This window comes from Arthrobacter sp. AOP36-A1-22 (genome assembly GCF_052377615.1).
GTDB lineage: Bacteria > Actinomycetota > Actinomycetes > Actinomycetales > Micrococcaceae > Arthrobacter_H.
On sequence record NZ_JBQSWX010000008.1, the window covers coordinates 60,718 to 85,199 of the forward strand.

The window sequence follows — 24,482 nt, forward strand, 5'->3', positions numbered from 1 at the left end:
CGTCGTGTGGTGCCTAGTGGAACTGGCCGGCTTCGGTGGATCCCACCAGAGCCAGGGTGGATGCTTCGGGGTTCAGGGTCGTGGCGATCTGGTCGAAGTAGCCGGTGCCGACCTCGCGCTGGTGCTTGGTGGCGGTGTAGCCGGCGGCCTCGGAGGCGAATTCGCGTTCCTGGAGTTCGACGTAGGCGCTCATGCCGTTCCGGGCGTAGCCGGAGGCCAGATCGAACATCGAGTGGTTCAGGGCGTGGAACCCGGCCAGGGTGATGAACTGGAAGGTGAATCCCATGGCGCCGAGTTCGCGCTGGAACTTGGCGATCGTGGCGTCGTCGAGGTGCTTCTTCCAGTTGAAGGACGGCGAGCAGTTGTATGCGAGCATCTGGTCGGGGTGTTCGGCCTTGACTGCTTCGGCGAACTTCTTGGCCATCTCCAGGTCAGGGGTCCCGGTCTCCATCCAGATGAGGTCGGAATAGGGGGCGTAGGCCTTGGCCCGGGCGATGCAGGGTTCGATCCCGTTGCGGACCTTGTAGAAGCCTTCGGCGGTGCGCTCGCCGGTGACGAACTGCGCGTCACGCTCATCGACGTCGGAGGTGATCAGGGTGGCGGCCTCGGCATCGGTGCGGGCGATGATCACGCTGGGGGTATCGGAAACGTCGGCGGCCAGGCGGGCGGCATTGAGGGTGCGGATGTGCTGGCCGGTGGGGATGAGGACCTTGCCGCCGAGGTGGCCGCACTTCTTCTCCGAGGCGAGCTGGTCTTCCCAGTGCACCCCCGAGGCGCCGGCGGTGATCATCGACTTCATCAGTTCGTAGGCGTTCAACGGGCCACCGAAGCCGGCCTCGGCGTCGGCGACGATCGGGACCAGCCAGTCCTCGACGGAATGGATGTCCTCGGCGAATTCGATCTGGTCGGCGCGCTGGAGGGCGTTGTTGATGCGGCGCACCACCTGGGGGACCGAGTTGGCCGGGTAGAGCGACTGGTCGGGGTAGGTCTGGCCGGCGAGGTTGGCGTCGGCGGCAACCTGCCAACCGGAGAGGTAGATGGCCCGCAGGCCTGCCTTGACCTGCTGGACCGCCTGGTTGCCGGTCAGGGCGCCCAGGGAGTTGGTGTAGGCGCCGGTCGTGGCTTCGGTGGTGAGCTGGTCCCAGAGCTTTTCGGAACCGCGACGGGCCAACGTGTTCTCTTCGACGACGCGTCCCTGCAGCCGAACGACCTCCGCCGCCGTGTATTCGCGGGTGATGCCTGCCCAGCGGGGGTTGGCGCTCCACTCCATCTCCAGGGCCTGTTCGCGCTCTGCGGCGGAATTCTGCTTCTGCGTCATGGCATTCTCCTTGGTGTCGCTCCGGGTGTCCCGGGGATCCGACGACGTTCCCGGCGCCTCTGCCGGTCGGTCGATGTTTCCGTGTTTTTGTTCGTAGTCATGACTCTTCGCGATCCGCAAGGGGTTTTCTAGGGGGTTGGGGTGGAAAGATTTGCACTTCTTGAGCTATTCTCAAGAAGTGACGACTCCCACATGGAACCGGCCCTCCGGCGGACAGTCCCCGCAGGGCGCCTCGACCCACGACGACCCCGAACTGGATGCCATTGCCCTGGGCCGCCGGGTGCGCCACCTACGCAAGGGCAAGGCGCTGACCCTGGATGGGTTGGGTGCCCTGGTCTCGGTGGCCCCCTCGCAGCTGAGCCTGATCGAGAACGGAAAACGCGAGCCCAAGGTGGGGCTGTTGCGGCAACTGGCCGCCGCCCTGGATACCGGCGTGGACGACCTGCTCGGATCCGAGCCTCCGAGCCGGCGGGCCGGGCTGGAAATCGAGTTGGAAAGGGCCCAGCGCGGACCGCTCTACGGATCCTTGGGGCTGCCCAAGGTCCGGGTGTCCTCACGGTTGCCGATGGATGTGCTTGAATCCATGGTCGGCCTGCAGCATGAGCTCGAACGGCGGCTCGAGGAGCAGGCGGCGACCCCCGAGGAAGCGCGTCGGGCCAATACCGAGATCCGCACCGAAATGCGTGAATGCAACAACCACTACCCCGAGCTGGAGAAGCAGGCCCAGGGTCTGCTCGACGCCGTCGGGCACACCTCGGGACCGTTGTCCCACCATGTCGCCGCCGATCTGGCCGAGCATCTGGGATTCGGGCTGCGCTTCGTCGGGGACCTGCCGCATTCGACCCGGTCGGTGACCGATCTGAAGAACCGCAGAATTTATCTGGTGCAGGGGACCCGAAGCGATCATGACGCCCGGTCGGTGCTGCTGCAGGCGCTGGGCCACTACGTCCTGGGTCATGAGGCCCCCCGGAACTACAGCGAGTTCCTCCGTCAGCGGGTCTACACCAACTACTTCGCCGCGGCCCTGCTGATGCCGCAGAAGACCACCGTGGGTTTCCTCGAGGAGGCCAAGAAGTCCAAGTCGTTGGCGATCGAGGACCTGCGTGATGCCTATGCGGTCTCCTACGAATCGGCGGCCCACCGCTTCACGAACCTGGCCACCGAACACCTGGGCATCACCTGCCACTTCCAGAAGGTCCACGAGTCGGGCATCCTGCACAAGGCCTACGAGAACGACGACGTGAACTTCCCCGCCGACCACACCGGCGCCATCGAGGGGCAGTCGATCTGCCGGTACTGGACCAGCCGCGAGGTCTTCGAGGTCCCGGATAAGTTCCGGGCCTTCGAGCAATACACCGACACCGTGGTGGGGACCTTCTGGTGCACCGCCCGCACCGAACGCCACTCCTCGGGGATGTACTCGCTGAGCATCGGGGTCCCCTACGAACACGTGAAGTGGTTCCGCGGCCGTGACACCACCGAACGGTCCAAATCACGCTGCCCGGATGAGTCGTGTTGCAAGCGTCCGCCGGAGGCGCTGGCCCGCTCCTGGGCCGGTCAGGCCTGGCCGGCGGCCCGGGCGAACTCCCACCTGTTGGCCGCCATGCCTTCGGGGGCGTTCCCCGGGGTCGACGAAACCGAGGTGTACGAGTTCCTGCAGGCACACGGGGGCTGAGACCCGGTCACGAAATGCGAGGGAGCAGCCCCGGTGTCCCGGAGCTGCTCCCTCGCTTTTCTACTGGTGTCGGTCTGGTGTCCGGGGCCTAGACCTCGGAGACTTCGTGGGTCTCGAAGTCCTTTTCGGTGGCCGGCCGGACCGGGGCCTTGGCGAAGACCGAGGGGTCCGTCGGGGTTCCGACCTTGATGTGGTTGAACAGGATGTTCAGCAGGATCGCGGCGACCGCGGCCGAGCTGATGCCCGAGTGGAAGATCGTGCCGACCCAGGTCGGGAACTCGTTCCAGAAGGCCGGGGCGGCGATCGGGATGATGCCGAAGCCGACGCCGGTGGCCACGATGATCAGGTTCATGTTGTCCTTGTAGTTGACCTTGGCCAACGTGCGGATGCCACTGGCGGCCACGGTGCCGAAGAGCACGATGCCGGCTCCGCCGAGGACCGCGGTAGGCACCGCCGCGACGATGCGTCCCATGACCGGCAGCAGGCCCAGCAGCACGAGGATCAGGCCGCCGGCGCTGACCACGAAACGGCTCTTGATGCCGGTGATGGCCACCAGCCCGACGTTCTGGGCGAAGGCGCTCTGGGTGAAGGAGTTGAACACCGGCGAGATCAGGCTGGAGATCATGTCGGCGCGCAGACCGTTGCCGATGCGCTTGGAATCGACCTCGGTTTCGACGATTTCACCGACGGCCAGGATATCCGCCGTGGTTTCGGTCAGGATGACCAGCGTGACGATCAGCATCGAGATGATGGCCGGCAGTTCGAAGGTCGGCCAGCCGAAGGCGAAGGGGGCCGGGAAGGCGAAGACCGGGCCGTTGCCGACCCCGGAGAAGTCGGCCATGCCGGTGAAGACGGCGACCAGCGTACCGATGACGATGGCCAGCAGGATGGACAGGCGGGAGATCGTCGCATTGCCGAGCTTGCTCAGCAGCAGGACGATCAGCAGGGTCGCGCCGGCCAGACCGATGTTGGCCATGGAGCCGTAGTCGTCGGCCTTGTCATTGCCGCCCATGGCCCAGTTGGCGGCCACCGGCATCAGCGACAAGCCGATGACGGTGATCACCACGCCGTTGACGACCGGTGGGAAGAATCTGATCACCTTGGAGAACACCGGGGTGATCAGCAGCCCGACGGCTGCGGAGACCATCACCGCTCCGAAGACCGCTTGGATGCCACCGCCGCCACCGATGATGGCCGTCATGGTGGCCACGCCGGCGAAGGAGACGCCCTGGACCAGCGGCAGCTGGGACCCGAAGAACGGAATGCCGATGGTCTGGAGCAGGGTGGCCAGGCCGCCGACGAACAGGCAGGCGGCAATGAGCAGGCCGACGTCGGAGGAGCTCATGCCCGCTGCGGTGCCGACGATCAGTGGCGGGGCGATGATTCCGCCGTACATGGTCAAAACGTGCTGGAAGCCGTAAGCGAAGGTGCTACCGATGGGCAGACGCTCGTCTTCGGGACGTGCAGGCGCGGTGCGGCGGCCTGCCGCGGCGCTTGATGCGTTCTTGTTCATGGAGTTTCCCTTGTGTGCGGATGATCGGAAGCAGGTCCGGGCGACAGCTGTTCCTTGTACTGGGGTCCGGATCCCTGGCTGATCACCTGGGATTCCGTATAGCGGAAACTGAATTCCGTTATGCAATATAGGGAACTGGGTCACACGGGCAATGTCAAGGGTTGTGTCGAGGCCCTGTCATGGCGGCGATGGGTCGGCGGTCGAAGATCCCCGGGTCCGGACCGCGTCGGACCTGGGCCTGGGGGAGCCCGGTGGTCGCGGCTGTGACATAGTCCCGGTGGACCAAGGAATAAAGTAGGGCAAAGACCGAAGTAAATGCTGAATTACCGTCTGTGCCCGTGATTAATTCATGATTTGGCCTCCGGGTGCCAGCGCTACCGTGGAAACCTCCCGAGGGGTTGAGGTTGGCGGCGGGCTCGGGCATCCTTACGGTGCGAGTCTGATCGAGCCAACGGGAGAAACCATGGGCATGCAACATCCTGAACACGTCGTCGTCGTCGGCGCGGGCATCGTCGGTCTGTCGACCGCCTGGCACCTGCAGGAGCGGGGGGTCCGGGTCACCATCGTCGACCGGACCGGAGTCTCCGCCGGCTCCTCCTGGGGCAATGCCGGCTGGCTGACCCCGGCCCTGACCCTGCCATTGAGCGAACCCTCCGTGTTCGCCACCGGAGCCAAGGCCATGCTGGACCCTGCCTCGCCCCTCTACATCCCGTTGACCACCGATCCTTCGTTGATCAGGTTCCTGGCCGGATTCGCCCGGCACTGCACCCCGGGCAAATGGCGCGAAGCCATGAAGGTGTTCAGTGAGATCGGCAGCACCGGTCTGGATGCCTTCGCCGAGCTGGCCGAGGGCAGCAACGCGGTCACCGAACCCACCAAACCGGCCGAGCCCTTCCTGGCCGCCTTCGCCACCGAGAAGGACCGCGAGGGACTGGTGCACGAGTTCGAGGGCATCCGCGAAGCCGGAGGATCCGTGGACTTCGATCTGATGACCGGCGCGGAGATCCGCGCACTGGAGCCCACCTTGGGTTCGGGGGTCACCGCCGGCGTGAAGATCCACGACCAGCGTTTCCTCAACCCGCCGAACTTCATGGAATCGCTCGCCGAGTCGGTACGCCAGCGCGGCGGGGAGATCATTGACGGCTTCGCCGTCTCCGACGTCCGTGACTCCGGGAACTCCGTGACGGTGATCGGTTCCAGCGGCAGGAGCATGACCGCCGATTCGGTGGTCCTGGCCACCGGAGCCTGGTTGAACTCGCTGACCCGCAAATTCGGCGTCCGCCAGATCGTCCAGGCAGGGCGTGGCTACAGCTTCACCGTCAAGCCCGAGTCCATGCCGACCCACCCCATCTACTTCCCCGCCCAGCGGGTCGCCTGCACGCCGCTGGGGGATCGCTTCCGGGTCGCCGGCATGATGGAATTCCGCGACGCCGATGCGCCGTTGGACGAACGCCGGATCCAGGCGATCATCAAGGCCGCCTCCCCGATGTACACCGGCATCGATTGGGAGGACCGCCAGGAGGAATGGGTGGGAGCCCGTCCCTGCACCGCCGATGGCCTGCCGTTGATCGGCGCCACCAAGTCCCCGCGCGTGCACGTCGCCGGCGGCCATGGCATGTGGGGCGTCGCCCTCGGCCCGCTGACCGGCAAGATGCTGGCCGCCGAGATGACCGGCCAGGGCACGGCCCCGCTGATGCGCCACTTCAGCCCGCTGCGCTAGTAGGAAGCAGGCAGGGCACTGCCACCGGCAGCACGACGGCGGCACCCCCTGCGGGTGCCGCCGTTTCCTTGTTCTGGCGGTGTGTCGGGCGGGCTACTCGTCTAGGCTGGTCCCATCAACGAACGTCGGGAGTGATGATGATGGCCAGGAAGCATTTCAAGGACCTCAGCACGGGACGCAAGTTCTGGGTCATGCTGCTGGGAGCGGCCCAGGTCGCATTGCAGGGGGCGGCCCTGAAGGACCTCGCGACGCGGCCCTCGGCCGAGGTCAACGGGCCCAAGACCGCATGGTTCTTCGCGAGCTTCTTCAATTTCATCGGCCCGCTCAGTTATTTCGCGGTCGGACGCAAGAAGTAGTCCAGTCCGGGCCTCGTCAGGCCCCGACCCGCTCCACTGGAATGACGGATACCTCGCCCAGGACGCCGTCGTCCACCACTGCGCTCATGTAGGTGCACACCGGCTGGCGCCGCCGATCCGTCGGTGATCCGGGATTGAGCAATCGCAGGCCATTGGCCGCCGTGGTGTCCCATGGGATGTGGCTGTGCCCGAAGACCAGCACGTCGGTGTCCGGGAACTGCTGGGCGCACCGTTTTTCCCGGCCCGCGGAGGCCCCGGTTTCGTGGATGATCGAAAAGCGCAGTCCCTCGATCTCCACGTGGGCGATCTCGGGGAGCCGGGAACGCAATTCCTCGCCGTCGTTGTTCCCGTGGACGGCGACCAATGTCCGGCAGCGCCGCTCCAGCTCGTCCAACAGCTCCGGTTCCACCCAGTCCCCGGCGTGGAAGACGATATCGGCCGCCTCGATCTGCTCCCACAGGCTCGGGTGCAGTCCGCGGGCCCGTTTGGGCAGATGGGTATCGGCGATCAGGATCAGGCGCGTGCTCATGGGGGCATCCTTTCATGAACCGCCTGGTCATCTGGGCGGGGTGCCGCCAGGCCGCGTAGCACCCTGGCTCCAGGGCTGGAGGGTTGCCGGTCGCCTAAGCTGGTGGCAGGACCCTCGGATCGGGAGGGATGGCAGAAAGGTGCCGGTACATGCCCAAGATCGTCGATCACGAACGACGACGGATCGAGCTGGTGGAAGCAACCTGGCGGATCATCGCCAGACTCGGCCTGCAGCGCGCCACCATGCGTGAGGTGGCCGAGGAGGCCGGCTTTTCCAACGGTGCGCTCAAACCGTATTTCCCCACCAAGGATGCCCTGCTCCAGGCGACCTTCGAGCACGTCTTCCACCGGACCAGCGAGCGGATTGCCGAGGCGGCGGCCTCGCTGGAGGGACTCGACGCGCTGCGGGCCTTCGGCCGGGAGGTGCTGCCGTTGGATGCGACCCGCCTGGATGAGGCGCGGACGGTGGTGCCGTTCTGGCATGTGGCGATCCACGACCGCGAGAAGGCGGCGCTCAATGACGATTCGATGGTCATCTGGCGTGGGTGGATCCTGCAATGGCTCGCCCAGGCCCGGGAGTCCGGCGAATTGCGTGCGGGGGTCGAGGTCGGCCCGGCCGCCGAAGGGCTGTTGACCTTCCTGCTGGGCGCCCAGGTGGCGGCCACCCTGGATCCGGGGCATGCCGGCCCGGAGCAGTTGACCCGTCAACTCGACGTTCATTTGGGCTTGCTGTCCGCCTGAGGTTTTTCGACACTCGGAGAAAATAGTGACTTCCGCGGGGAACTGGCGTATTTTGACTGGTGTGTGACAGCTGTCACCAGAGGAGGAGGGGATCGATGACCATCGCGATGAGCCACCCGGCAGCCCAGCGGGCGGAGACCTTCACCAGATGGCGTGAACTCGTCTCCGCTTCCTTCGTTCCGCTCGAGGCCGATCCGGTGGCCCCGGGGCCTTTTGCCGGGCAGGTCTCCGGACATGGGCTCCAGGACCTGGCGGTCTTCGAAGTCGATGCCATGGCCCACCGTGTGCGCCGTACCCCGGCGCTGATCAACCCCGCGGACCCCGGCTACTACAAGGTGAGCCTGCAGATGAGCGGTCACGGGATCCTCATCCAGGATGGGCGCGAAGCCGTTCTGTCCCCCGGTGACCTGGCCATCTACGACACCCAACGCCCCTATACGCTGAGTTTCCATGAGGACTTCTCCACGCTGGTGCTCATGTTCCCCAAGCAGCTGATCGGGCTCGATGATGCCGACATGTCGATGTTGACCGCCCGTCGGCTGGGGTCCTCCGACGCCGTGGGCCGGGCCGTGGTCCCCTGCATCGCGCGCATCGGGGACCTGGTGCCCGAGGTCGGGGACGGGCTCGGCTACCTGCTGGCCCGCAATGCCGTGGATCTGCTGGGCACCGTGCTGGCGGCGGAGGTGCAGGTGGGGCCGCGGGCCGCCGATGCCGAGCAGGTGTTGCAGCTGAACAGGATCAAGCAGCACGTCGAGGCCCATCTGGCCGATCCCGCGTTGACGCCCGGCTCGATCGCCGCCGCCCACTACATCTCGCCCCGCACCCTGCATAAGCTCTTCGAGCCCACGGGAACCACCGTGTCGGCCTGGATCAGGGCGCGCAGACTGGATCGGTCCCATCGGGAGCTGTTGGACCCGCTGTTGGCGCATCTGCCCGTCGGGGTCATCGGGGCCCGCAACGGGTTGCCCGACGCCGCCCACTTCAGCCGGTGCTTCCGCGCCGCCTATGGTTCCGCCCCCAGCGCCCTGCGCGCGCGGAGCTGACGGCAGGGCCCCCGGGAGCCCTGGCGCCGGGTTTCCCACGGGCCGGCCGGTCGCCGGAGCGCGGCGTCGACACCTCGACGCCGCGCTCCGTATCTCAGGCGTGCCCGGTGGGCCCGGCCTCCAGCTCCTGCAGGATGGTCCGGGCCGTGGTGATCCCGGACTCGATGGCGCCATCGACCACGACACCGTTCCAGCCCTTGGCCCAATCCGCGCCGGCGAAGTGCAGCCGGGTGCCCGTGGAGCGGAAGTGGTGCCAGCCGTCGGTGAACTGCTCGGAGGCAATGGTGGACCAGGTCTGCCCGCTCCACTTATCGGCCACCCAGTCGTGCCCGGTGGTTTCGAGCACCTCCAGATCCGGCCGCCACCGGCGGATGATCTCCTGCACCTGCTCCGCATCCTGCAGGTCGATCCGCGTGTGGTCCGGCCCGAATCCCACCAGGACGGTCGTGCCGTCCTCCAGGAAGTACTCGCTCTTCATCATCGCCAACGGATTCCCCGACGGGGCGGTGGCCAGGAAGTTGTGGTGGCCCTTGACCTTGATCCAGATCTTGAACCCGGTGGAATTCGATCCTTGGCCCACCAGCCGCTGCTGGTCGGCCGAAAGCCCGGGGGAGAAGTCGAGGTTCTTCAGTGCGCCCCACGGCACGGTGACGATGCCCGCGTCCGCCGCGTGCACCGCACCGTCGGCGGTCGTCAGGCGGACGCCGGCGCCGTCATGGACGATCTGCTCCACAGCCGTCTCCAGGTGGATGGGGCAGCGCAAATCCGCGGCCAGAGGCTCGTAGATCCCACGCATGCCGTTCTTGAGCTTGAACTTCAGCGTCTGCTCATCGAGCAGGGACAGACGGTGATCGCTGAGTGCGGCCCAGTGCTTGGCCATGAGCGGAGAGGCGGTGGCCGTATGGCCGTTGTAGCCGGCGGACCAGTAGGCGTCGGCCAGATCGATTTCCTCCTGGCTGAAGTCCCCGTCGCGCAGGGTATCGAGGACACTGCCCCGATCGGCCTGGCGGAAGCGTTCAGCCACCTCGGGGGAGCCGTCGTAGTCCGGGCTGAGCACGTGCAGGGGCTCATGCGGGTACGGGAAGAACTCCTGCGAGCCCTCGAAGATCCGTGCCTGGGGGCGCTGCAGTTTGGCATCCAACTCCGCCTCGGTCCCCTCGTGGACCGTTCCGCAGGTCAACCAGTAGGCACGATCGTAGTCCGGGCTGGGATAGATCTCCTGGCCGTAGCGGATGATCTCGGTCCAGACGAACGGTTGCATCCAATGGACCCAGGTCGCGCCGATCTCCAGGGGGAGGCCCATGCGCTCCTCGGTCCAGGCCCGGCCGCCGATCCGGTCCCGGGCCTCGAAGATCTCCACCTCCACACCCGCGGTTTGCAGTTCGCGTGCAGCGACCAGGCCGGCGAAACCGGCTCCGACAATCAAGACCTTGGCAGACATGGGGACCGCTTTCTGGAGGCAGGGTGGGGCAGCGGCAACGCGGAGGCCCTGGGTGGGCCCGTCAGGGCCGGAGCCCCGGGCGCTGCCGAGCGATGATGCCGTGCTGTGGAGCACGTCACACCTTTTTTCTATGTCTGTAGAATATACGGTCGGCATCGCGTTGTGGCAAGCCCCTGCTGCCCGGGCTCGGCTGCGGGAAGGGTCGCGGACCCGGGAGCACGGACCGGTCAGAGGGCGGCGGGACCGGCTATTCGGACCATTTGGGGGTCGGGGGTCGCCAGGTGCCGAGCTGGTCCAGCAGGTCGTCGGGATCGTCGCTGACGATCAACGTGTCCCGGTACAGCGGAGCCAGGAACCCGCGCTCGACCATGGTCTCGATCATGGCCAGGAGTGGATCCCAGAACCCCGCGACGTTGTACAGGGCCACGGGCTTGGCATGGATGCCCAGATGCTGCCAGGTCCAGGCTTCGAAGAACTCCTCGAGCGTTCCCGCCCCGCCGGGCAATGCGACGAAGGCGTCGCAGAGGTCGGCCATGCGTTGCTTGCGCTCATGCATGGTGGCCACGACCTCCAACCGCGTCAACGACGCATGGGCCGTCTCGCCCTCGAAAAGCGCTTCCGTCGTGATGCCGGTGACCGTTCCGCCGCGGGCCAGGGCGGCGTCGGCGAGGACCCCCATGAGCCCCACCTGCCCGCCGCCGTAGACGATGCCGACACCGGTTTCGGCCAGCCGGGAGCCCAGCGTGGAGGTGGCCTCGAGGTAGGTGCCTCCGTGGCCGGTCCGGGAACCGGTGAATAAGGCGATCCGGCCGATGGGCCTCCGGCCCCGGTCCTGCAGGGCGGGGATGACCTGCTCGGCCAGCAGCGGGGCCAGGTCCCCGGGCAGGGGGACCGCCGTGGGGTCCAGCCAGCGCAATTCGGCGATCTCGGCGGCGGGGTATGCCGCGACCAGTTCCGGATGTTCGAAGACGGTCGCCTGGACCTCGTGGCCCGGCTCGTTGGCGGCGCGGCAGCGGAAGACCCCGAGTTCACGAAGGTCCGCGGGGTCCAGCTCCACGCCCAGCTCCTCGGAACATTCACGCAATGCCGTGATTGCGGGACTCTCGCCCGCCTCGGGCTTGCCTCCGGGGAGCATGAACCGGCTGGTGCCTCCCTTGCGCACGGTCAGCAGCGCCCCGGAGGAATCCCTGAGGACGACGGCGCTGACATGGATGACGGGGGTATTCGATGGCTTCACGCTGATCACGCTACTCCGTTGCGTCCTGCCTGCGCCCGGGGACAAGGGGGCGTCGCGCAAAGCCAAGCCCACCGGCTGTGATCCGGGGCACAGTGGTCTGTAATGCCGGTCCCATCACGCCGTGCTGTCATCACCAGGAGGAACCATGACCACCACCAAGACCCAGCAACAGGCCGGACGGGACCCGTCCGCCGGAACCGGGTTGGGGCAACGCCGACTCGGGATCCCGGCCCTGGTCTTCATGATCATCGCCGCCTCCGCCCCGTTGACCGTCGTCGCCGGCGGGGTGACCAGCAACTTCGCGGTCACCGGTCTGCTGGGGGTCCCGCTGTCCTTCATCCTGCTCGGTGCGGTCCTGGTCATCTTTGCCGTCGGCTATCTGGCGATGAGCCGACACGTCCGCAACGCCGGGGCGTTCTACGCCTATATCTCCCGCGGGCTGGGCAAGCCGGCGGGAGTCGGATCCGCCTGGGTGGCCCTGCTGTCCTACAACGCCATGCAGATCGGCATCAACGGCCTGTTCGGCTTCGCCTTGTCCTCGTTCCTGGCAGGGTCGATGGGGCTGGAAATCCCCTGGTGGGTCTGCTCGCTGGCCGGATGGCTCATCGTGGGCATCCTGGGGGTGAACAAGGTCGACCTCTCGGCCAAGGTGCTGGGCGTGCTGGTCGCGCTCGAATTCGTCGTGGTCATCATCTACGACGTGTTCGCCTTCGGCACCGCCCCGGAAGGAATCAGCACCGCCTCGCTGGAACCGGGATCGCTGTTCACCACCGGTGTCGGGGCGGCCCTGGCCTTCAGCGTCGCGGCCTTCATGGGCTTCGAATCAGGGGCCATCTACAACGAAGAGGTCAAGGATCCGCGCAACACCGCCCGCCGGGCGACCTATATCGCCGTCGTCGTCATTGCCGCCTTCTACGCCTTCTCCGCCTGGGCGATGACCATTGCCGAAGGCGAGAGCCAGGTGATCGGCCGGTCGGAGGAATTCGGGCCGGACCTGATGTTCGTGTACTTCGCCGACCACGCAGCCGTCTGGTTCGTCGATCTGGCCAACCTGCTGTTCATCACCAGCCTGCTGGCCGCCCTGGTGGCCTTCCACAACGTCGTGGCCCGCTACATCTTCTCGCTGGGACGCGAAAACGTCCTGCCGGCGAAACTGGCCGCGGTGTCCGCCCGGACCCGGGCCCCCTTGGCCGGTTCGATCGCACAGTCGGTGCTCGCACTGGTCGTCCTGGTGGTCTTCGCCGTGGCCGGAACCGGCCACGAATACGGGGAGCTGTTCCCGGTCCTGACCCTGTTCACCTGGCTGACCAACACCGGCGCGTTCGGTCTGGTGCTGCTGATGGCCCTGACGTCCTTCGCCGTCATCGGCTTCTTCCGCCGCCAGCCCACCAGACCCGGGGCCTGGACGACGATGGTCGCACCGCTGCTGGCCGGGGTATCGCTGACCGCGGTGTTCGGAATGATCGTCGCGAACTTCGATGTGCTCATCGGGTTGGAGGAACCCGGGATGCTCAGCTGGCTGCTTCCGGCCATCATCGTGGTCCCGGGGCTCCTCGGCGTCCTCGGTGCCTACTGGTTGCGATCGGCCCGGCCGGGCGTCTATGCCGGCATCGGCCGCGGTGGTCTGGACCCGGAGGAACTGGACTAATACCGTCACGGTCGTAGGCTGGAAGAAGAGCCCGAAACGTCGTCACGGGGGCAGGTGGCACCGCGGGCCCGGACCGATATGTCGAGGAGGACACGATGGGTACCCACGAACACCACCACCAGGACGCCGTCTCGCAAGCCGGGATGGGCATGGACGGGACACAGCTGCCCCAGCCGGAGGCCACCGAGCACGAGAGGCGCCGCGACGTCGACGGCCCCACCGAGATCGACTCCGGGTCCATTCCCGTCCACGGTGACGAAGACACCGCCGACGAGCTGGCGATGGAGGCCTACGGCGATGAGGACGAGGACGGGAATCCCTACATCCCCAACGCGCCGTTCCCCGGCTGAGCCCCCGGACAGGACCTGTCACGACAACGCCCCCGGACCATGGAAGCCATGGTCCGGGGGCGTTCGTCGTCCCGGCGGGAGCCCGGGGATACCTACCTAGGCGGCCAGCGCCGGGCGGGTGGAGGAGGCCGCGACGCGCAGTGCGCCCTCCTCGACCCGGAGGGTGATCCTGCCACCGTCCCGGACCGCTTCGGCGACCAGCAGGTCGGCGATCGGGTCATCGACCTCGCACTGGATCACCCGACGCAGCGGACGGGCCCCGTATTCGGGCTCGTAACCGTGCTCGGCAATCCACCCGATGGCCGCATCCTCCACGTCCAGGCCGATTCCCTGGGCTTCGAGCCGGGCTTCGGTGTCACGCAGTTGGATGGACACGATCTGGCGCAGCTGCTCCTGCTCGAGCTTGCGGAACAACACGATCTCGTCGATGCGGTTCAGGAATTCCGGACGCATGGTCTCGCGCAGCCGGCCCATGACCCGATCGCGGAGCGCCTTCTCGGAGCCGAAACCGCCGGCCCCCTCGCCGGACTGGGCGTTGAAGCCCAGGGCGCCGGTCTTGCTGGCCAGGAACGCGGAGCCCAGGTTGGAGGTCATGATGACCACCGTGTTGCGGAAGTCCACGGTCCGGCCCTGCCCGTCGGTGAGCCGGCCGTCGTCGAGCACCTGCAGCAACAGGTTGAACACGTCGGGGTGCGCCTTTTCGATCTCGTCGAGCAGCAGCACCGAATACGGGTTGCGGCGCACCCGTTCGGTCAGCTGTCCAGCCTCGCCGTAGCCGACGTAGCCCGGAGGGGCCCCGACCAACCGCGAGACGGTATGCCGTTCACCGAATTCGCTCATATCGAAGCGCAGCAGCGCCTCCTCGCGGCCGAACAGCGACTGGGCCAGCGACTTCGCCAACTCGGTCTTGCCGACCCCGGTGGGCCCCAGGAACATGAAGCTGCCCACGGGACGGGAGGCATCGCCCATGCCCGTGCGGTTGCGCCGTACGGATTTGGCGATGACGCCCACCGCATCGTCCTGCCCGATGACGCGCTCATGCAGTTCCTCCTCCAGCTTCGCCAGCCGGGCCCGATCGCCCTCGGTCAACCGGGCTGCGGGGATGCCGGTGGCCCGGGCGATGATCTGGGCGATCTGCTCCTCGTCCACCACGCTGGTGCCGTCGGTGTCGTCGTCGGTGCCGTCGGATTGCGTCCCGGCAATCAGCTCGTCGAGGTGCTCGGCCAGTGCGGCGATCTCATCGCGCAGCCATCCGGCGTCCTCGAAGCGTTCGGCCGCGATGGCGTCGTTCTTGCGTTCGCGCAGGGTCTCCAGCTCGCGGCGCAGCGCCTGGACGTCGACGGTCGGGCCGCGCCGCAGGCTCAGACGCGCCCCGGCCTGGTCGATCAGGTCGATCGCCTTATCGGGCAGGAAACGGTCGGTGAGATAGCGGGAGGAGAGGTCGACGGCGGCCCGCAGGGCACCTTCGGTATAGGTCACCTGGTGGTGTTCGGCGTAGCGGCCGGCCAGACCGGTGAGGATCTTCACGGAATCCTCCTGGGAGGGTTCGCCGACCGTGACGGGCTGGAAGCGGCGCTCCAATGCCGGGTCCTTCTCCACGCTGCGGTACTCGGCCAACGTGGTGGCGCCGATGAGCCGCAGTTCCCCGCGGGCCAGCCGCGGCTTGAGGATGTTCCCGGCGTCCATGCCGCCTTCCCCGGAGCCGCCGGCGCCGACCACGTTGTGCAGCTCGTCGATGAAGACGATGTACTCGCCGTCCCCGGCCGCGATTTCGTCCATGGTCTGGGTCAGGCGTTCCTCGAAGTCCCCGCGGTAGCGGGTGCCGGCGAGCATGCCCGGCAGGTCCAGGGAGATGACGCGTTTGCCCTGCAGCTGGGCGGGGATCGAATCGGCGGTGATGGCCTGGGCCAGGCCCTCGACGACGGCGGTCTTGCCGACGCCGGCTTCGCCGATGAGCACCGGGTTGTTCTTCATGCGACGGGCCAGGATCTCGATGGTCTGCTCGATCTCCTCCTGCCGGCCGATCACGGGGTCCAGTTTCTCCTCGAGGGCCAGTGCGGTCAGATCCGTGCCGTAGGTGTCCAGCATCGGGGTCGGTGAATCGGTCGGGGCCCCGGTCTGCGCGGGGCCGTCCTGGGGGCCGGAGGCTTCCTGCTGGGCGGCGGCCCCGATGTTCTGCAACGTTTCGGGGGTCACCCCGGAGGCGGCGAGGACCTGCCCGGCGGGGGAGTCCTGGTTGACGACGAAGGCGACGAAGAGGTGCTCGGGGTCGATGTAGGTCGAGCCGAAGGCGCGGGCGACCTGGCGGGCGTCGAGCAGGGCCCGTTGGGTCGAAGCCGTCAGTGCCGGGGCCCCGCCGGTGGGGCGGTCGGAGGATTGCGGCAGACGCTGTTCCGCGTTGCGGGCGATGGCCTCCACGTCGATGCCGCCGGCCCGCAACTGGGCGGCCGGCCCGTCCTGGGCCACGAGGACCCGCAGCAGGTGCAGGGCGTCGACCTCGGCATGGCCGTGTTCGGCGGCGAAGGCCGCCGCCTGCCCGAGCAGTTCGTGCGTGCGCCGGCTGAGCAGCCGGGTGATGTCGATGGGGCGGCCTGCGGCTGCGGCTCGCTGGCCCTGCAGGTAGCGGGCCAGGAAGTCATCAAACGAGCCGCTTCCCGATCCGGTGGGTCCGAAGAACGCTGGCATTTTCCCTCCAAGGAACTTGAGTGTCTTACGCTCAAGTATAGACCTGAGTGTATGTCACTCAAGTTAACGTGATGCGGTCGTCATTATTCCCCGCACGGTTTCCACCCGGCGGGCGAGGCCTGTGACCGGTAGGATTTCCAGCGAGAGCAGCCGGTGGCGGCTGGGGCAACAGCGGGAGGACGACGGTGGCCGACGAAGGCGAACGCGGATGGCTGGCACGCAAGGCGCTACCCAGCGGCAACGAACCCGACCCGCGGTTCACCCTGGCCAACGAACGCACGTTCCTGGCTTGGATCCGCACTTCGCTGGCCTTCCTGGCCGGTGGAATCGCCTTGGAGGCCTTCGCCTTCGACGCCTTTCCCACCGACCTGCGCAAGGCCATCTCGATCCTGGTCATCTGCCTGGGCCTGCTGATCAGTGCCGGGGCGGTGTTCCGCTGGCTGCGGATCGAGTCGAGCATGCGCAACCACCGTCCGTTGCCGTTCCCGGCGATCGTGCCGCTGCTGGGCATCGGCGGGGCACTGGCCGCGGCGGTCATCGTCGTCGTCCTCGTCGTCTCCGGATAGGTCCCTCGATGACCATCCCCATCACGCGCGGCCACCAGGACCCAGGACTGCAACCCGAACGCACCGTCATGTCCTGGGGCCGGACCACGTTGTCGCTGTTCGTGGTCAGCGCCGTGTTCATGCGCTGGATGCACCATTACGGCCCCTCGATCCTGATCCTGGTGGCCGTGGGGGGCCTGGGGGCGCTGTCCATCTACGTGACGCAGCGCCGCCGTTACTCCGCCCGCACCCGTGGCATCGCCGAGGGGCGCCTGGAGGCCGATGTGGCCGCCATCTTCTGGACCGCCGGCGCCGTCATGATCCTGGGCGTGCTGGCCCTGATCGTGGTCATCACGACCTGACGGTCACCCAGATCGTCTTGAGCTGGGTGTACTGTTCCAAGGCTTCCAACCCGTTGTCGCGCCCCCCGAAGCCCGAGGCCCGGTAGCCACCGAACGGGGTGGTGATGTTGCCTTCGCTGTAGCCGTTGACGGCCACGGTGCCGGCCCGCACCCCACGGGCCAGCCGGATGGCCCGATCGATGTCGTGGGACCAGATGGTCGCGGCCAACCCGTAGGTGGTGTCGTTGGCCAGGGCCAACGCCTCGGCCTCGTCCTGGAACCCGATCACCGCGACGACGGGGCCGAAGACCTCCTCACGGGCGATCGCCATCCCGGCGGTGACCTCGTCGATGACGGTCGGGCCGAGATACCAGCCGCCGCTGTCTTCGAACAGGGCCCGTCCTCCGGCGGCGATCCGGGCCCCGGCCGTGCGGGCATCTTCGATGAAACGCAGGGCCCTGGCCAGCGCGTCGGCCTCGATCAGCGGACCGAGGATCGTCTCGGGTTCGGCGGGGTCCCCGACGATCCGCTGGCCGGCCTGGCGCACCAGCTCGGCCACGAAGTCGGCCCTGAGCGATTCATGCACCAGGATCCGTGAACCCGCCGAACAGTTCTGCCCAGAAGCCCAGAACGCGGCCTCGGCCAGATCGGCGGCCACCTGGGGCAGGCGGTCGGCGTTATCCGCCAGCACGATCTGCGGCGACTTGCCCCCGCATTCCAAGGTGATGTTCTTCAGGTTGCTCTCGGCGGCGTAACGCAGGAATTCCCGGCCGGTCCGGGTGGAACCGGTGAAGGAGATCATATCGACGTCCATATGCAGGCCCAGGGCCTTCCCGGCAACGGGCCCGAGCCCGGGAACCACGTTGAACACCCCGTCGGGTACGCCTGCCTCGGTGGCCAGTTCTGCGATCCGCAAGGTGGACAGGGAAGCCAACTCGGGGGGTTTGACCACCAACGAATTCCCGGCGGCCAGGGCCGGGGCCATCTTCCAGGCGAGCATGGCGGCCGGGAAGTTCCAGGGCAGGACCGCCCCGACCACACCGATCGGCTCGCGGACGATGAGTCCCAGCGCCCCGGGCCCGGTGGGGGCGACCTTGCCGAAGACCTTGTCGATGGCTTCGGCATACCAGCGGATGGTGCCGATCGTGTCGGGGAGGTCGAACTCGTGGCAGTCGGCCAGCGGACGGCCCGCATCCACCGATTCCAGCCCGGCCAGCTCGGCGGTGGCCGCCTCGATGAGATCGGCCAGGCGCAGCAGCACCTGCTGGCGTTCGATGGGGTCGGCATCGGACCAGACGCCGGAATCGAAGGCGGTGCGGGCGCTGGCCACGGCGGCATCGACGTCCGCGGGCCCGCAGGCGGCCACCCGGGCAATCGGCTGACCGGTGGCGGGGGAGAGCGCCGTGAACGTGGCCCCGCCGGCGGCGGGACGGAACCGGCCGTCGATATAGGCCTCCGTGCGCAGGGAACCGGTGGAGGGATCGGTCATTGCTGCCTCCATCCGGGGGGTCGACGTGGTTTGATCGTAGTCCTGCCCACCCGGTCCCGGCCATGGTTATTCCCGAACGACGGCAGTGCCCCGGGTGAGCGTTCCATCGGTCCGCACGTGGGCGTAGACGCCCATGATGGTGTGCCCGAAGGCGTCGTGGAGCAATTGCAGGACCGGCAGATCACGTTTCGAGCTCACCGGATCCACTTCGGTGGCCGGGCACCTGCCGATCTCCTGGAAGACCTCCAGCCGGGCACCTCCGGCCAGCAGCGAACGGCCCGGCAGGTGCCGTTCGGCCCAGGGCGGCAATCCGTCGAGGTAGATGTTGGCGCGGAAACGCAGCGGGTCCACCGGGACGCCGGCGATCCGGGCCAGTTCACGGACGGAGGCCAGGTTGATGATGGACACGGCTTGGGCTTCCTCATCGCCCTTGGAGAGCAGATCAGGGAAACGCCGGCCGGATTCGTGGGCGATGACCGGCGCGGCGTCCCCGGCCAGACCCAGCAGTTCGGCCACCATCGACGCCAACCGGTCGCGGCCGGTGGAGGTGGACAGATCGGCGTGTACCGCCTCTGCGTCATCACCCTGCGGGCGGGTGAGAGAGATCGTCCGTGAGGAGGAGTCGTAGTGGCTGCGCAATCCGGCCAGCGCGAAGTCACGGGCCAGGACGTGGAAGTTTTGTTTGCCCAGGTTCTGCGCCGTGTCCGGGACGTACTTCCCCCCGGCCCGGGCGAGTGCGTAGATCCGGTCGTCGGGGAAGCCGTGCCCGGCGTGGAGCCCGACCTCGGAGAGCGGCTGCGGGGACAGGCCCTTGACTGGATAGTGGTAGAGAGCGGCGATGGAGGCATCGGTACTGCCCGGCGGGGATTTTGGACTCTGCTGCACGGCTCCAGTCTAGTCAGGCTGCCTTGCTAGTCTGGCCGGGTGAGTTTCCTGATCATTGCCGCCCTGTTGGGCCTGCTCTACGTCTGGCTGCGCCGCAAGGACCGGCGCATGCTGCGCAACGGCGTCGTCCTGGTCGCAGCCATCTGGTTCGCACTCACCGGGGCCACGGCCCTGTTGAGCAGCTGGTCCCCGGTCTTCGACTACATCACCCTGGGCATCCTCGCCCTGGTGCCGTTGGCGGTGATCGTCCTGGCCGGATTCCTCATCGCCAACGGGCTGACCATGATGCGCAGCGAGGGCCGCCGGCTGGGGAACCTGCTGACCCTGGTGCTGGGCATCGCGATGCTCGTGCTGCCGGTCCTCGCCCTGCTGCTGGTGCTCACGCTCCAGCCCCTGCTGGTGGGACTGGCGTTCCTGCTCTTCTTCCTCTGCGGCTATCTCGGGGTCGTCTTCGTCATCTTCCTCGCCTACGCCGTGGCCTACGGCCGCATGGAGCACGACATCCACCCCGAAGCCATCACGATCCTGGGCTCGCGGTTGATCGGCGGAAAGGTCCCCCCGCTGTTGGCCAGCCGGCTGGACAAGGCGGTTGAACTCCATCGGCAGGCACCGGATCCGAAACCGGTGCTGATCCCCTCGGGAGGCCAGGGCCACGACGAGTCGCGGACCGAAGGGGAGGGGATGGCCGAATACCTGTACGAGGCAGGAATTCCCGCGGCCGACGTCGTCCCGGAGAACCAGGCGAAGACGACCCGGGAGAATCTGCGCTTCTCCCGCGAGGTCCAGAACGCCGCGGGGCGTCCCGGACCGTTGCTGGTGGTGACCAATAATTATCATGTGCTGCGGGCAGCCTTGTTGGCCCGCAAATACGACGTCGATGCCCAGGTGGTCGGGTCCCCGACCGCCCGCTACTACGTCCCCAGCGCCTTCCTGCGGGAGTTCGTGGCGATCATCAACGAGCATCGGGTCCTCAATGCCGTGTTGTGCCTGCCGTTCTTCGCGATTTCCGGGTTCATCGTCCTGGGCGTGCTGGCGGGGCAGTAGCCACGAGGCCAGAGCGGACCCCAACTACACTGGAGCCTCAGGTCTGCCTGCGAACCCGCCGAAAGGGCATGATGAAAAGACATTTGAGGAACGTGGCCACGGCCGCGTTGATCTGCGCCGCCCTGCCGTTGGCCGCCTGCACGACGCCGGGGGCCGGGACCGCTTCCAGCGGATCCGCCGGTGCTGCTTCGTCCGGTGCCAGTTCGTCCGGGACCGGGTCCCCGACAGCGACGCAAACCCCGGGCCATGCGGGTTCCACCCCGGCCTCGGCGGATGCGGCCTCGCCCGGGACTCCCGCGGCGGAAACCGCCGCGCAGGAGCGCCTCGACACCCTGAGTCTGGAACAACGCGTGGGGCAGGTCCTCATGATGGGGGTCCCCGCCACGAGAGCCACCGCCTCGGACCTGGGGATCCTGCAGAAGAACCATGTGGGCAACGTCTTCCTCAAGGGCCGCAGCACCGTGGGGCTGAAGGGCACCGCCGCGGCGGTGAAGAAGATCAAGGCGACCGTCTCGAAGAAGACCACCGGTGGGGTCGGGCAGTTCATCTCCACCGACCAGGAGGGCGGCAAGGTCCAGGTCCTGAAGGGCCCCGGCTATTCCACCATCCCCGCCGGACTGACCCAGGGTTCCTGGGATCCGAAGACCCTGGAACGCCGGGCCACCGGCTGGGGGAAGGAACTGGCGCAATCGGGCATCAACGTCAACCTGGCCCCGGTCGCCGATACCGTTCCTGCCTCCATCGGTGCCGCCAACGCCCCGATCGGCGCGTTCGGGCGGGAATACGGAAAGACCCCGGGCAGCGCCCAGGCCGGGTCCTCGGCCTTTGCCGCGGGAATGGAATCCGCGGGAGTCGCCCCGGTCATGAAGCACTATCCCGGGCTGGGGCGGGTCAGCCGGAACACCGACGTCTCCCACGGGGTCACCGACACCGTCACGACCCGCGAGGACGCGACGCTCGAGCCGTTCCAGGCAGGGATCGACGACGGGGCGGACTTCATCATGCTCTCCAGCGCCTACTACTCCCGGATCGACGCGAAGAACCCGGCGGCCTTCTCCGATACCGTCATCAACAAGATGCTGCGCGACGACCAGGGCTTCGACGGGATCGTCATCTCCGACGACATGTGCGATGCCACCCAGTTCCGTGATTGGAAATACGCGACCCGGGCGAAGAAGTTCTTCGACGCCGGAGGCACCATGATGCTCTGCGTTAATCAGGCCGCCATCGGACCCATCACCGCTGGGCTCGTCGCCGAGGCGAAGGCGGACCCCGACTTCAAGGCCAGGATCGACGAGGCCGCCTTGCGCGTGCTGAAGGTCAAGGACGGGCTGTAGGCCGGGCCTGCGGGCCCCGCCAGTGCATCCGTAGATGCTGCGGGCCGAGTTCGGCGACGGAGGAGACACCCAGCAAGGTGGTGGCCACCCGCAGCTCCTCGGCGAGGATGTCCAACGCCCGCTGCACTCCTTCACGCCCCCCGGCCATCAGCCCATACATGTAGGCCCTGCCGATCAGCGTGAAATCGGCGCCGGCGCAGAGTGCGGCGGCGATGTCCCCTCCAGACATGAGGCCCGAATCGAGGATGAGTTCCACGTCGGGGCCCACGGCCTCGCGGACCTCGCGCAGTGCCTGCAGGCTCGCGGGGGCGCGGTCGAGTTGGCGGCCACCATGGTTGGAGACGATCAGGCCATCGGCACCGGCATCCAGGGCCTTGGACGCGTCCTGCGCGGTGAGGATCCCCTTGACGAAGAGTTGGCCCGGCCACACCGAACGCAGCCAGGACAGGTCCTGCAGCGACAGCGTCGGGTCGAACATCGAGTTGATCAGTTCGGGCAGTGAATGCGAGGTGCCGCTGAGCGAGGCGAACTTCAGCGAGTCGGTGGTCAGGAAGTTGAACCACCACTCGGGACGGTAGGAGGCGTCGAGCACCGTCTTGAGGTTCAATTTCGGCGGGATGGTCATGCCGTTGCGCACATCGCGCAGGCGTTGACCGGCAATGGCGGTGTCCACGGTGACCATCAGGGTGTCGTAGCCGGCGGCCGCGGCCCGGTTGACCAGGTCGAGCGAGGCCTCGTGGTCGTTCCAGAGGTAGAGCTGGAACCAACGACGGGCTGCGGGCTGGAAGGCGGCGACCTCCTCGATGGACCGGGTGCCCATCGTCGAGAGCGTATAGGGGATGCCGGTATCCGCAGCGGCCCCGACCCCGGCCTCCTCGCCTTCGGCGTGCATGAAACGGGTGAAGCCCGTCGGGGCGATGCCCACCGGCAGGGAGGACCGTGCCCCGGCGATCGTCGTGGACAGATCGACTGCGGGGTGCCCGCCGAGGATCCCGGGAACCAGCTCCACATCGGAGAAGGCCTGCCGGTTGCGGCGCAGCGTCTCCTCGTTCCCGGCGCCACCATCCACGTAGTCGAAAGCGGGTTTGGGGGTCCGTCGCCGGGCGATCCGGCGCAGGTCCCAGAGGTCGGCCGCCTTCGCCAGTCGGTGGGCCCGGAAGTCCAGGCTCGGGCGTTCGAACTGCATGAGCGGACGCAGCTCGGAGAGCTGGGGGAAATTGCGTTGCATGGGTCCCTTCGGGGCTCGCTAGGGCTTGGCGATGTCGATGACTACCTTCACGTCACCGTCACGATGCTCTAAGGCCCCAGCGTAGTCCGCCATCGGGTGGCGGCGGCTGATCAACCGGGCCAACCACTCGGAGTCCGCCTTCGCCAGGGCATCGGCGCCCTGCTCGTAATGGCGTCGGTTGGCGTTGACGGAACCGAAGACGACGTCGTTCTCCAGCACCGCGGTACGGTTCATCTGCCCGACATCGAGCGGGGTCTTCCCGCCGACACTCGAAACCCCCGTCAGGCAGACGACCGCGTTCTTGCCGTTGTTGGCGATGGCGTCCACGATCACCGGGGCCACCCCGGTGCATTCGATGACGATATCGGGTTCCAGTCCCGATTCCGGCAGTGAGTCGGTATGGAAGTGCGCCCCCAGATCGGCCACCAGCCGGGGTTTCGGCCCGTCGGTGACGATGTCGTAGACGTGGACCTCGTATCCGCGCTGCACCCCCAGCAACGCCGCCAGCAGGCCGACCGGTCCCGCGCCGGTGACGGCGACGACCCTCGGGTCGAAGAAGGCGCGGGATCCGATGCGTTCGATCTGTTCCCAGGCCTTGGCCACGATCGTCGTGGGTTCCAGCAGGACCCCGACCTCGGCCAGGGCGGCATCGAGCGTGACCAGATGTCCCGGCTCCTCGCGCCACTGTTCGCGGCCGAAGCCGTCCAAGGAGGCGATGCCGTGTTCGGTGTACTTCCCGTTCAAGCACATATCCCATTCACCCGCGGCGCAGGCAGCGCACGGGACGGGATCGGGGCGACGGACGATGCCGACGACCAGGTCACCGGCGGAGAAGCCGGAACCCGCGGGAGCCTCACGGACCCGGCCGAGGTTCTCATGGCCGATGACCAGCACGTCCTTGCCCTCGGGGGCGGTGCCGTACTCGGCGTTGATGATCTCCCGGTCGGTCCCGCATAGCCCGATGGCCAGCGCATCGACCAGGATGCTGCCTTCGGATGGGTCGGGAGGCCCCACCTCCTGCAGGGTCAGCGAATCCTTGCTTCCCGGCGTGACGGTGAGGGCCTTCATGAACACTCCTTGGTAGGTGGCGCGGGTCGATGGGGTCGAGGTCGGCTATCCGCTGAGCGGCATCCGCGGGATGTTCGGTTTGCCGTCGCCCCCCGCGCCATACGCCTTCAGGGCGATCCGGGTGGCCAGTTCCTCGTCGACCCGATATTTGTAGATCGGGGAAACCGGTGTCTGTTCCGCCGTCGCCTTTGCGGCATGTGCAGCGGGCGCAATGACCTTCTCGTGGATCCGGTGCCTTCTGAACAGGCTCATGATGACCTCCTCGTCAACCCGGCAGAAGCTGCTGGTTC

General features: G+C 67.4%; 22 protein-coding genes. 11 read left to right on the forward strand and 11 right to left on the reverse strand.

What is annotated here, in order from left to right:
- Positions 1 to 13: 13 nt before the first annotated feature.
- The gene (gene aceA / locus ACT3S2_RS06930; protein ID WP_444554557.1) at positions 14 to 1,318 is read right to left on the reverse strand and encodes an isocitrate lyase; all 1,305 of its coding nucleotides are present in this window, start codon (positions 1,316 to 1,318) and stop codon (positions 14 to 16) included.
- 151 nt (positions 1,319 to 1,469) lie between these two features.
- Between aceA and ACT3S2_RS06935 the strand changes: the two genes are divergently transcribed.
- Complete coding sequence (locus tag ACT3S2_RS06935) at positions 1,470 to 2,993, forward strand: helix-turn-helix domain-containing protein (protein WP_444554563.1); 1,524 nt, start codon at positions 1,470 to 1,472, stop codon at positions 2,991 to 2,993.
- Positions 2,994 to 3,081: 88 nt separating this feature from the next.
- Here the strand turns inward: ACT3S2_RS06935 and ACT3S2_RS06940 are convergent, their stop codons facing one another.
- Complete coding sequence (locus ACT3S2_RS06940; protein ID WP_444554558.1) at positions 3,082 to 4,506, reverse strand: nucleobase:cation symporter-2 family protein; 1,425 nt, start codon at positions 4,504 to 4,506, stop codon at positions 3,082 to 3,084.
- A gap of 463 nt (positions 4,507 to 4,969) precedes the next feature.
- Between ACT3S2_RS06940 and ACT3S2_RS06945 the strand changes: the two genes are divergently transcribed.
- Positions 4,970 to 6,226 carry an NAD(P)/FAD-dependent oxidoreductase gene (locus tag ACT3S2_RS06945; protein WP_444554559.1) on the forward strand — a complete coding sequence of 419 codons (1,257 nt, stop codon included), beginning with the start codon at positions 4,970 to 4,972 and terminating at the stop codon, positions 6,224 to 6,226.
- Positions 6,227 to 6,366: 140 nt separating this feature from the next.
- Positions 6,367 to 6,582, forward strand: coding sequence for a PLDc N-terminal domain-containing protein (locus tag ACT3S2_RS06950; protein WP_443382036.1), 216 nt, complete (start codon positions 6,367 to 6,369; stop codon positions 6,580 to 6,582).
- A gap of 16 nt (positions 6,583 to 6,598) precedes the next feature.
- Here ACT3S2_RS06950 and ACT3S2_RS06955 read toward each other — a convergent pair whose 3' ends face one another.
- Positions 6,599 to 7,111 carry a metallophosphoesterase family protein gene (locus tag ACT3S2_RS06955; protein ID WP_444554560.1) on the reverse strand — a complete coding sequence of 171 codons (513 nt, stop codon included), beginning with the start codon at positions 7,109 to 7,111 and terminating at the stop codon, positions 6,599 to 6,601.
- Positions 7,112 to 7,260: 149 nt separating this feature from the next.
- On the opposite strand from ACT3S2_RS06955, the gene ACT3S2_RS06960 reads away from it, so the two are divergent.
- Both ACT3S2_RS06960 and ACT3S2_RS06965 read left to right on the forward strand, forming a co-directional pair.
- The gene (locus tag ACT3S2_RS06960; RefSeq protein WP_443382040.1) at positions 7,261 to 7,851 is read left to right on the forward strand and encodes a TetR/AcrR family transcriptional regulator; all 591 of its coding nucleotides are present in this window, start codon (positions 7,261 to 7,263) and stop codon (positions 7,849 to 7,851) included.
- 95 nt (positions 7,852 to 7,946) lie between these two features.
- Positions 7,947 to 8,894: an AraC-like ligand-binding domain-containing protein gene (locus tag ACT3S2_RS06965; RefSeq protein ID WP_443382042.1), complete on the forward strand. Its 948-nt coding sequence runs from the start codon at positions 7,947 to 7,949 to the stop codon at positions 8,892 to 8,894.
- Positions 8,895 to 8,988: 94 nt separating this feature from the next.
- Here the strand turns inward: ACT3S2_RS06965 and ACT3S2_RS06970 are convergent, their stop codons facing one another.
- Both ACT3S2_RS06970 and ACT3S2_RS06975 read right to left on the reverse strand, forming a co-directional pair.
- Positions 8,989 to 10,335, reverse strand: a complete 1,347-nt coding sequence (locus ACT3S2_RS06970; protein WP_443382044.1) for an NAD(P)/FAD-dependent oxidoreductase — start codon at positions 10,333 to 10,335, stop codon at positions 8,989 to 8,991.
- A 247-nt stretch (positions 10,336 to 10,582) separates the two neighbouring features.
- Positions 10,583 to 11,572 (reverse strand): TIGR00730 family Rossman fold protein, encoded by a 990-nt coding sequence (locus tag ACT3S2_RS06975; protein WP_444554134.1) that lies wholly within the window; start codon positions 11,570 to 11,572, stop codon positions 10,583 to 10,585.
- A 145-nt stretch (positions 11,573 to 11,717) separates the two neighbouring features.
- Here ACT3S2_RS06975 and ACT3S2_RS06980 point away from each other — a divergent pair, with 145 nt between their 5' ends.
- Together ACT3S2_RS06980 and ACT3S2_RS06985 are read left to right on the forward strand one after the other, a co-directional pair.
- Complete coding sequence (locus ACT3S2_RS06980) at positions 11,718 to 13,220, forward strand: APC family permease (RefSeq protein ID WP_443382048.1); 1,503 nt, start codon at positions 11,718 to 11,720, stop codon at positions 13,218 to 13,220.
- Positions 13,221 to 13,315: 95 nt separating this feature from the next.
- Positions 13,316 to 13,570 carry a hypothetical protein gene (locus ACT3S2_RS06985; RefSeq protein ID WP_444554133.1) on the forward strand — a complete coding sequence of 85 codons (255 nt, stop codon included), beginning with the start codon at positions 13,316 to 13,318 and terminating at the stop codon, positions 13,568 to 13,570.
- Between the two features lie 96 nt (positions 13,571 to 13,666).
- Here the strand turns inward: ACT3S2_RS06985 and ACT3S2_RS06990 are convergent, their stop codons facing one another.
- Entirely contained in the window at positions 13,667 to 16,255 is a 2,589-nt protein-coding gene (locus tag ACT3S2_RS06990; protein ID WP_444554132.1) for an ATP-dependent Clp protease ATP-binding subunit, read from the reverse strand.
- A gap of 185 nt (positions 16,256 to 16,440) precedes the next feature.
- Between ACT3S2_RS06990 and ACT3S2_RS06995 the strand changes: the two genes are divergently transcribed.
- Positions 16,441 to 16,821 carry a YidH family protein gene (locus tag ACT3S2_RS06995; protein WP_443382054.1) on the forward strand — a complete coding sequence of 127 codons (381 nt, stop codon included), beginning with the start codon at positions 16,441 to 16,443 and terminating at the stop codon, positions 16,819 to 16,821.
- A gap of 8 nt (positions 16,822 to 16,829) precedes the next feature.
- Positions 16,830 to 17,162: a DUF202 domain-containing protein gene (locus tag ACT3S2_RS07000; RefSeq protein ID WP_443382056.1), complete on the forward strand. Its 333-nt coding sequence runs from the start codon at positions 16,830 to 16,832 to the stop codon at positions 17,160 to 17,162.
- On the opposite strand, the gene ACT3S2_RS07005 is transcribed toward ACT3S2_RS07000, so the two are convergent.
- Together ACT3S2_RS07005 and ACT3S2_RS07010 are read right to left on the reverse strand one after the other, a co-directional pair.
- Positions 17,152 to 18,630 carry an aldehyde dehydrogenase gene (locus tag ACT3S2_RS07005; RefSeq protein ID WP_444561452.1) on the reverse strand — a complete coding sequence of 493 codons (1,479 nt, stop codon included), beginning with the start codon at positions 18,628 to 18,630 and terminating at the stop codon, positions 17,152 to 17,154. The two genes, ACT3S2_RS07000 and ACT3S2_RS07005, sit on opposite strands and share 11 nt — an antisense overlap.
- A gap of 66 nt (positions 18,631 to 18,696) precedes the next feature.
- Positions 18,697 to 19,515 (reverse strand): MOSC domain-containing protein, encoded by an 819-nt coding sequence (locus ACT3S2_RS07010; protein WP_443382060.1) that lies wholly within the window; start codon positions 19,513 to 19,515, stop codon positions 18,697 to 18,699.
- Positions 19,516 to 19,554: 39 nt separating this feature from the next.
- On the opposite strand from ACT3S2_RS07010, the gene ACT3S2_RS07015 reads away from it, so the two are divergent.
- Both ACT3S2_RS07015 and ACT3S2_RS07020 read left to right on the forward strand, forming a co-directional pair.
- On the forward strand, positions 19,555 to 20,559 hold the full coding sequence (locus ACT3S2_RS07015) for a YdcF family protein (RefSeq protein ID WP_443382062.1): 1,005 nt from the start codon (positions 19,555 to 19,557) through the stop codon (positions 20,557 to 20,559).
- A gap of 92 nt (positions 20,560 to 20,651) precedes the next feature.
- Positions 20,652 to 21,896 carry a glycoside hydrolase family 3 N-terminal domain-containing protein gene (locus ACT3S2_RS07020; protein ID WP_444554131.1) on the forward strand — a complete coding sequence of 415 codons (1,245 nt, stop codon included), beginning with the start codon at positions 20,652 to 20,654 and terminating at the stop codon, positions 21,894 to 21,896.
- On the opposite strand, the gene ACT3S2_RS07025 is transcribed toward ACT3S2_RS07020, so the two are convergent.
- From ACT3S2_RS07025 to ACT3S2_RS07035, 3 genes are read right to left on the reverse strand one after another with little or no spacing between them, the layout of a single operon-like run.
- The gene (locus ACT3S2_RS07025) at positions 21,880 to 23,124 is read right to left on the reverse strand and encodes an alpha-hydroxy acid oxidase (RefSeq protein WP_444554130.1); all 1,245 of its coding nucleotides are present in this window, start codon (positions 23,122 to 23,124) and stop codon (positions 21,880 to 21,882) included. The genes ACT3S2_RS07020 and ACT3S2_RS07025 overlap by 17 nt on opposite strands.
- Before the next feature lie 18 nt (positions 23,125 to 23,142).
- Positions 23,143 to 24,192, reverse strand: a complete 1,050-nt coding sequence (locus ACT3S2_RS07030) for a glucose 1-dehydrogenase (RefSeq protein WP_443382068.1) — start codon at positions 24,190 to 24,192, stop codon at positions 23,143 to 23,145.
- 45 nt (positions 24,193 to 24,237) lie between these two features.
- Positions 24,238 to 24,444: a hypothetical protein gene (locus tag ACT3S2_RS07035; protein ID WP_443382070.1), complete on the reverse strand. Its 207-nt coding sequence runs from the start codon at positions 24,442 to 24,444 to the stop codon at positions 24,238 to 24,240.
- Positions 24,445 to 24,482: the final 38 nt, after the last annotated feature.

Excerpts from the sequence above, each read along its gene's own strand:
- aceA (WP_444554557.1), bottom strand. The coding sequence starts at position 1,318 with ATGACGCAGAAGCAGAATTCCGCCGCAGAGCGCGAACAGGCCCTGGAG.
- ACT3S2_RS06940 (WP_444554558.1), bottom strand. The coding sequence starts at position 4,506 with ATGAACAAGAACGCATCAAGCGCCGCGGCAGGCCGCCGCACCGCGCCT.
- ACT3S2_RS06945 (WP_444554559.1), top strand. The coding sequence starts at position 4,970 with ATGGGCATGCAACATCCTGAACACGTCGTCGTCGTCGGCGCGGGCATC.
- ACT3S2_RS06950 (WP_443382036.1), top strand. The coding sequence starts at position 6,367 with ATGGCCAGGAAGCATTTCAAGGACCTCAGCACGGGACGCAAGTTCTGG.
- ACT3S2_RS06955 (WP_444554560.1), bottom strand. The coding sequence starts at position 7,111 with ATGAGCACGCGCCTGATCCTGATCGCCGATACCCATCTGCCCAAACGG.
- ACT3S2_RS06960 (WP_443382040.1), top strand. The coding sequence starts at position 7,261 with ATGCCCAAGATCGTCGATCACGAACGACGACGGATCGAGCTGGTGGAA.
- ACT3S2_RS06965 (WP_443382042.1), top strand. The coding sequence starts at position 7,947 with ATGACCATCGCGATGAGCCACCCGGCAGCCCAGCGGGCGGAGACCTTC.
- ACT3S2_RS06970 (WP_443382044.1), bottom strand. The coding sequence starts at position 10,335 with ATGTCTGCCAAGGTCTTGATTGTCGGAGCCGGTTTCGCCGGCCTGGTC.
- ACT3S2_RS06980 (WP_443382048.1), top strand. The coding sequence starts at position 11,718 with ATGACCACCACCAAGACCCAGCAACAGGCCGGACGGGACCCGTCCGCC.
- ACT3S2_RS06985 (WP_444554133.1), top strand. The coding sequence starts at position 13,316 with ATGGGTACCCACGAACACCACCACCAGGACGCCGTCTCGCAAGCCGGG.
- ACT3S2_RS06990 (WP_444554132.1), bottom strand. The coding sequence starts at position 16,255 with ATGCCAGCGTTCTTCGGACCCACCGGATCGGGAAGCGGCTCGTTTGAT.
- ACT3S2_RS07000 (WP_443382056.1), top strand. The coding sequence starts at position 16,830 with ATGACCATCCCCATCACGCGCGGCCACCAGGACCCAGGACTGCAACCC.
- ACT3S2_RS07005 (WP_444561452.1), bottom strand. The coding sequence starts at position 18,630 with ATGACCGATCCCTCCACCGGTTCCCTGCGCACGGAGGCCTATATCGAC.
- ACT3S2_RS07025 (WP_444554130.1), bottom strand. The coding sequence starts at position 23,124 with ATGCAACGCAATTTCCCCCAGCTCTCCGAGCTGCGTCCGCTCATGCAG.
- ACT3S2_RS07030 (WP_443382068.1), bottom strand. The coding sequence starts at position 24,192 with ATGAAGGCCCTCACCGTCACGCCGGGAAGCAAGGATTCGCTGACCCTG.
- ACT3S2_RS07035 (WP_443382070.1), bottom strand. The coding sequence starts at position 24,444 with ATGAGCCTGTTCAGAAGGCACCGGATCCACGAGAAGGTCATTGCGCCC.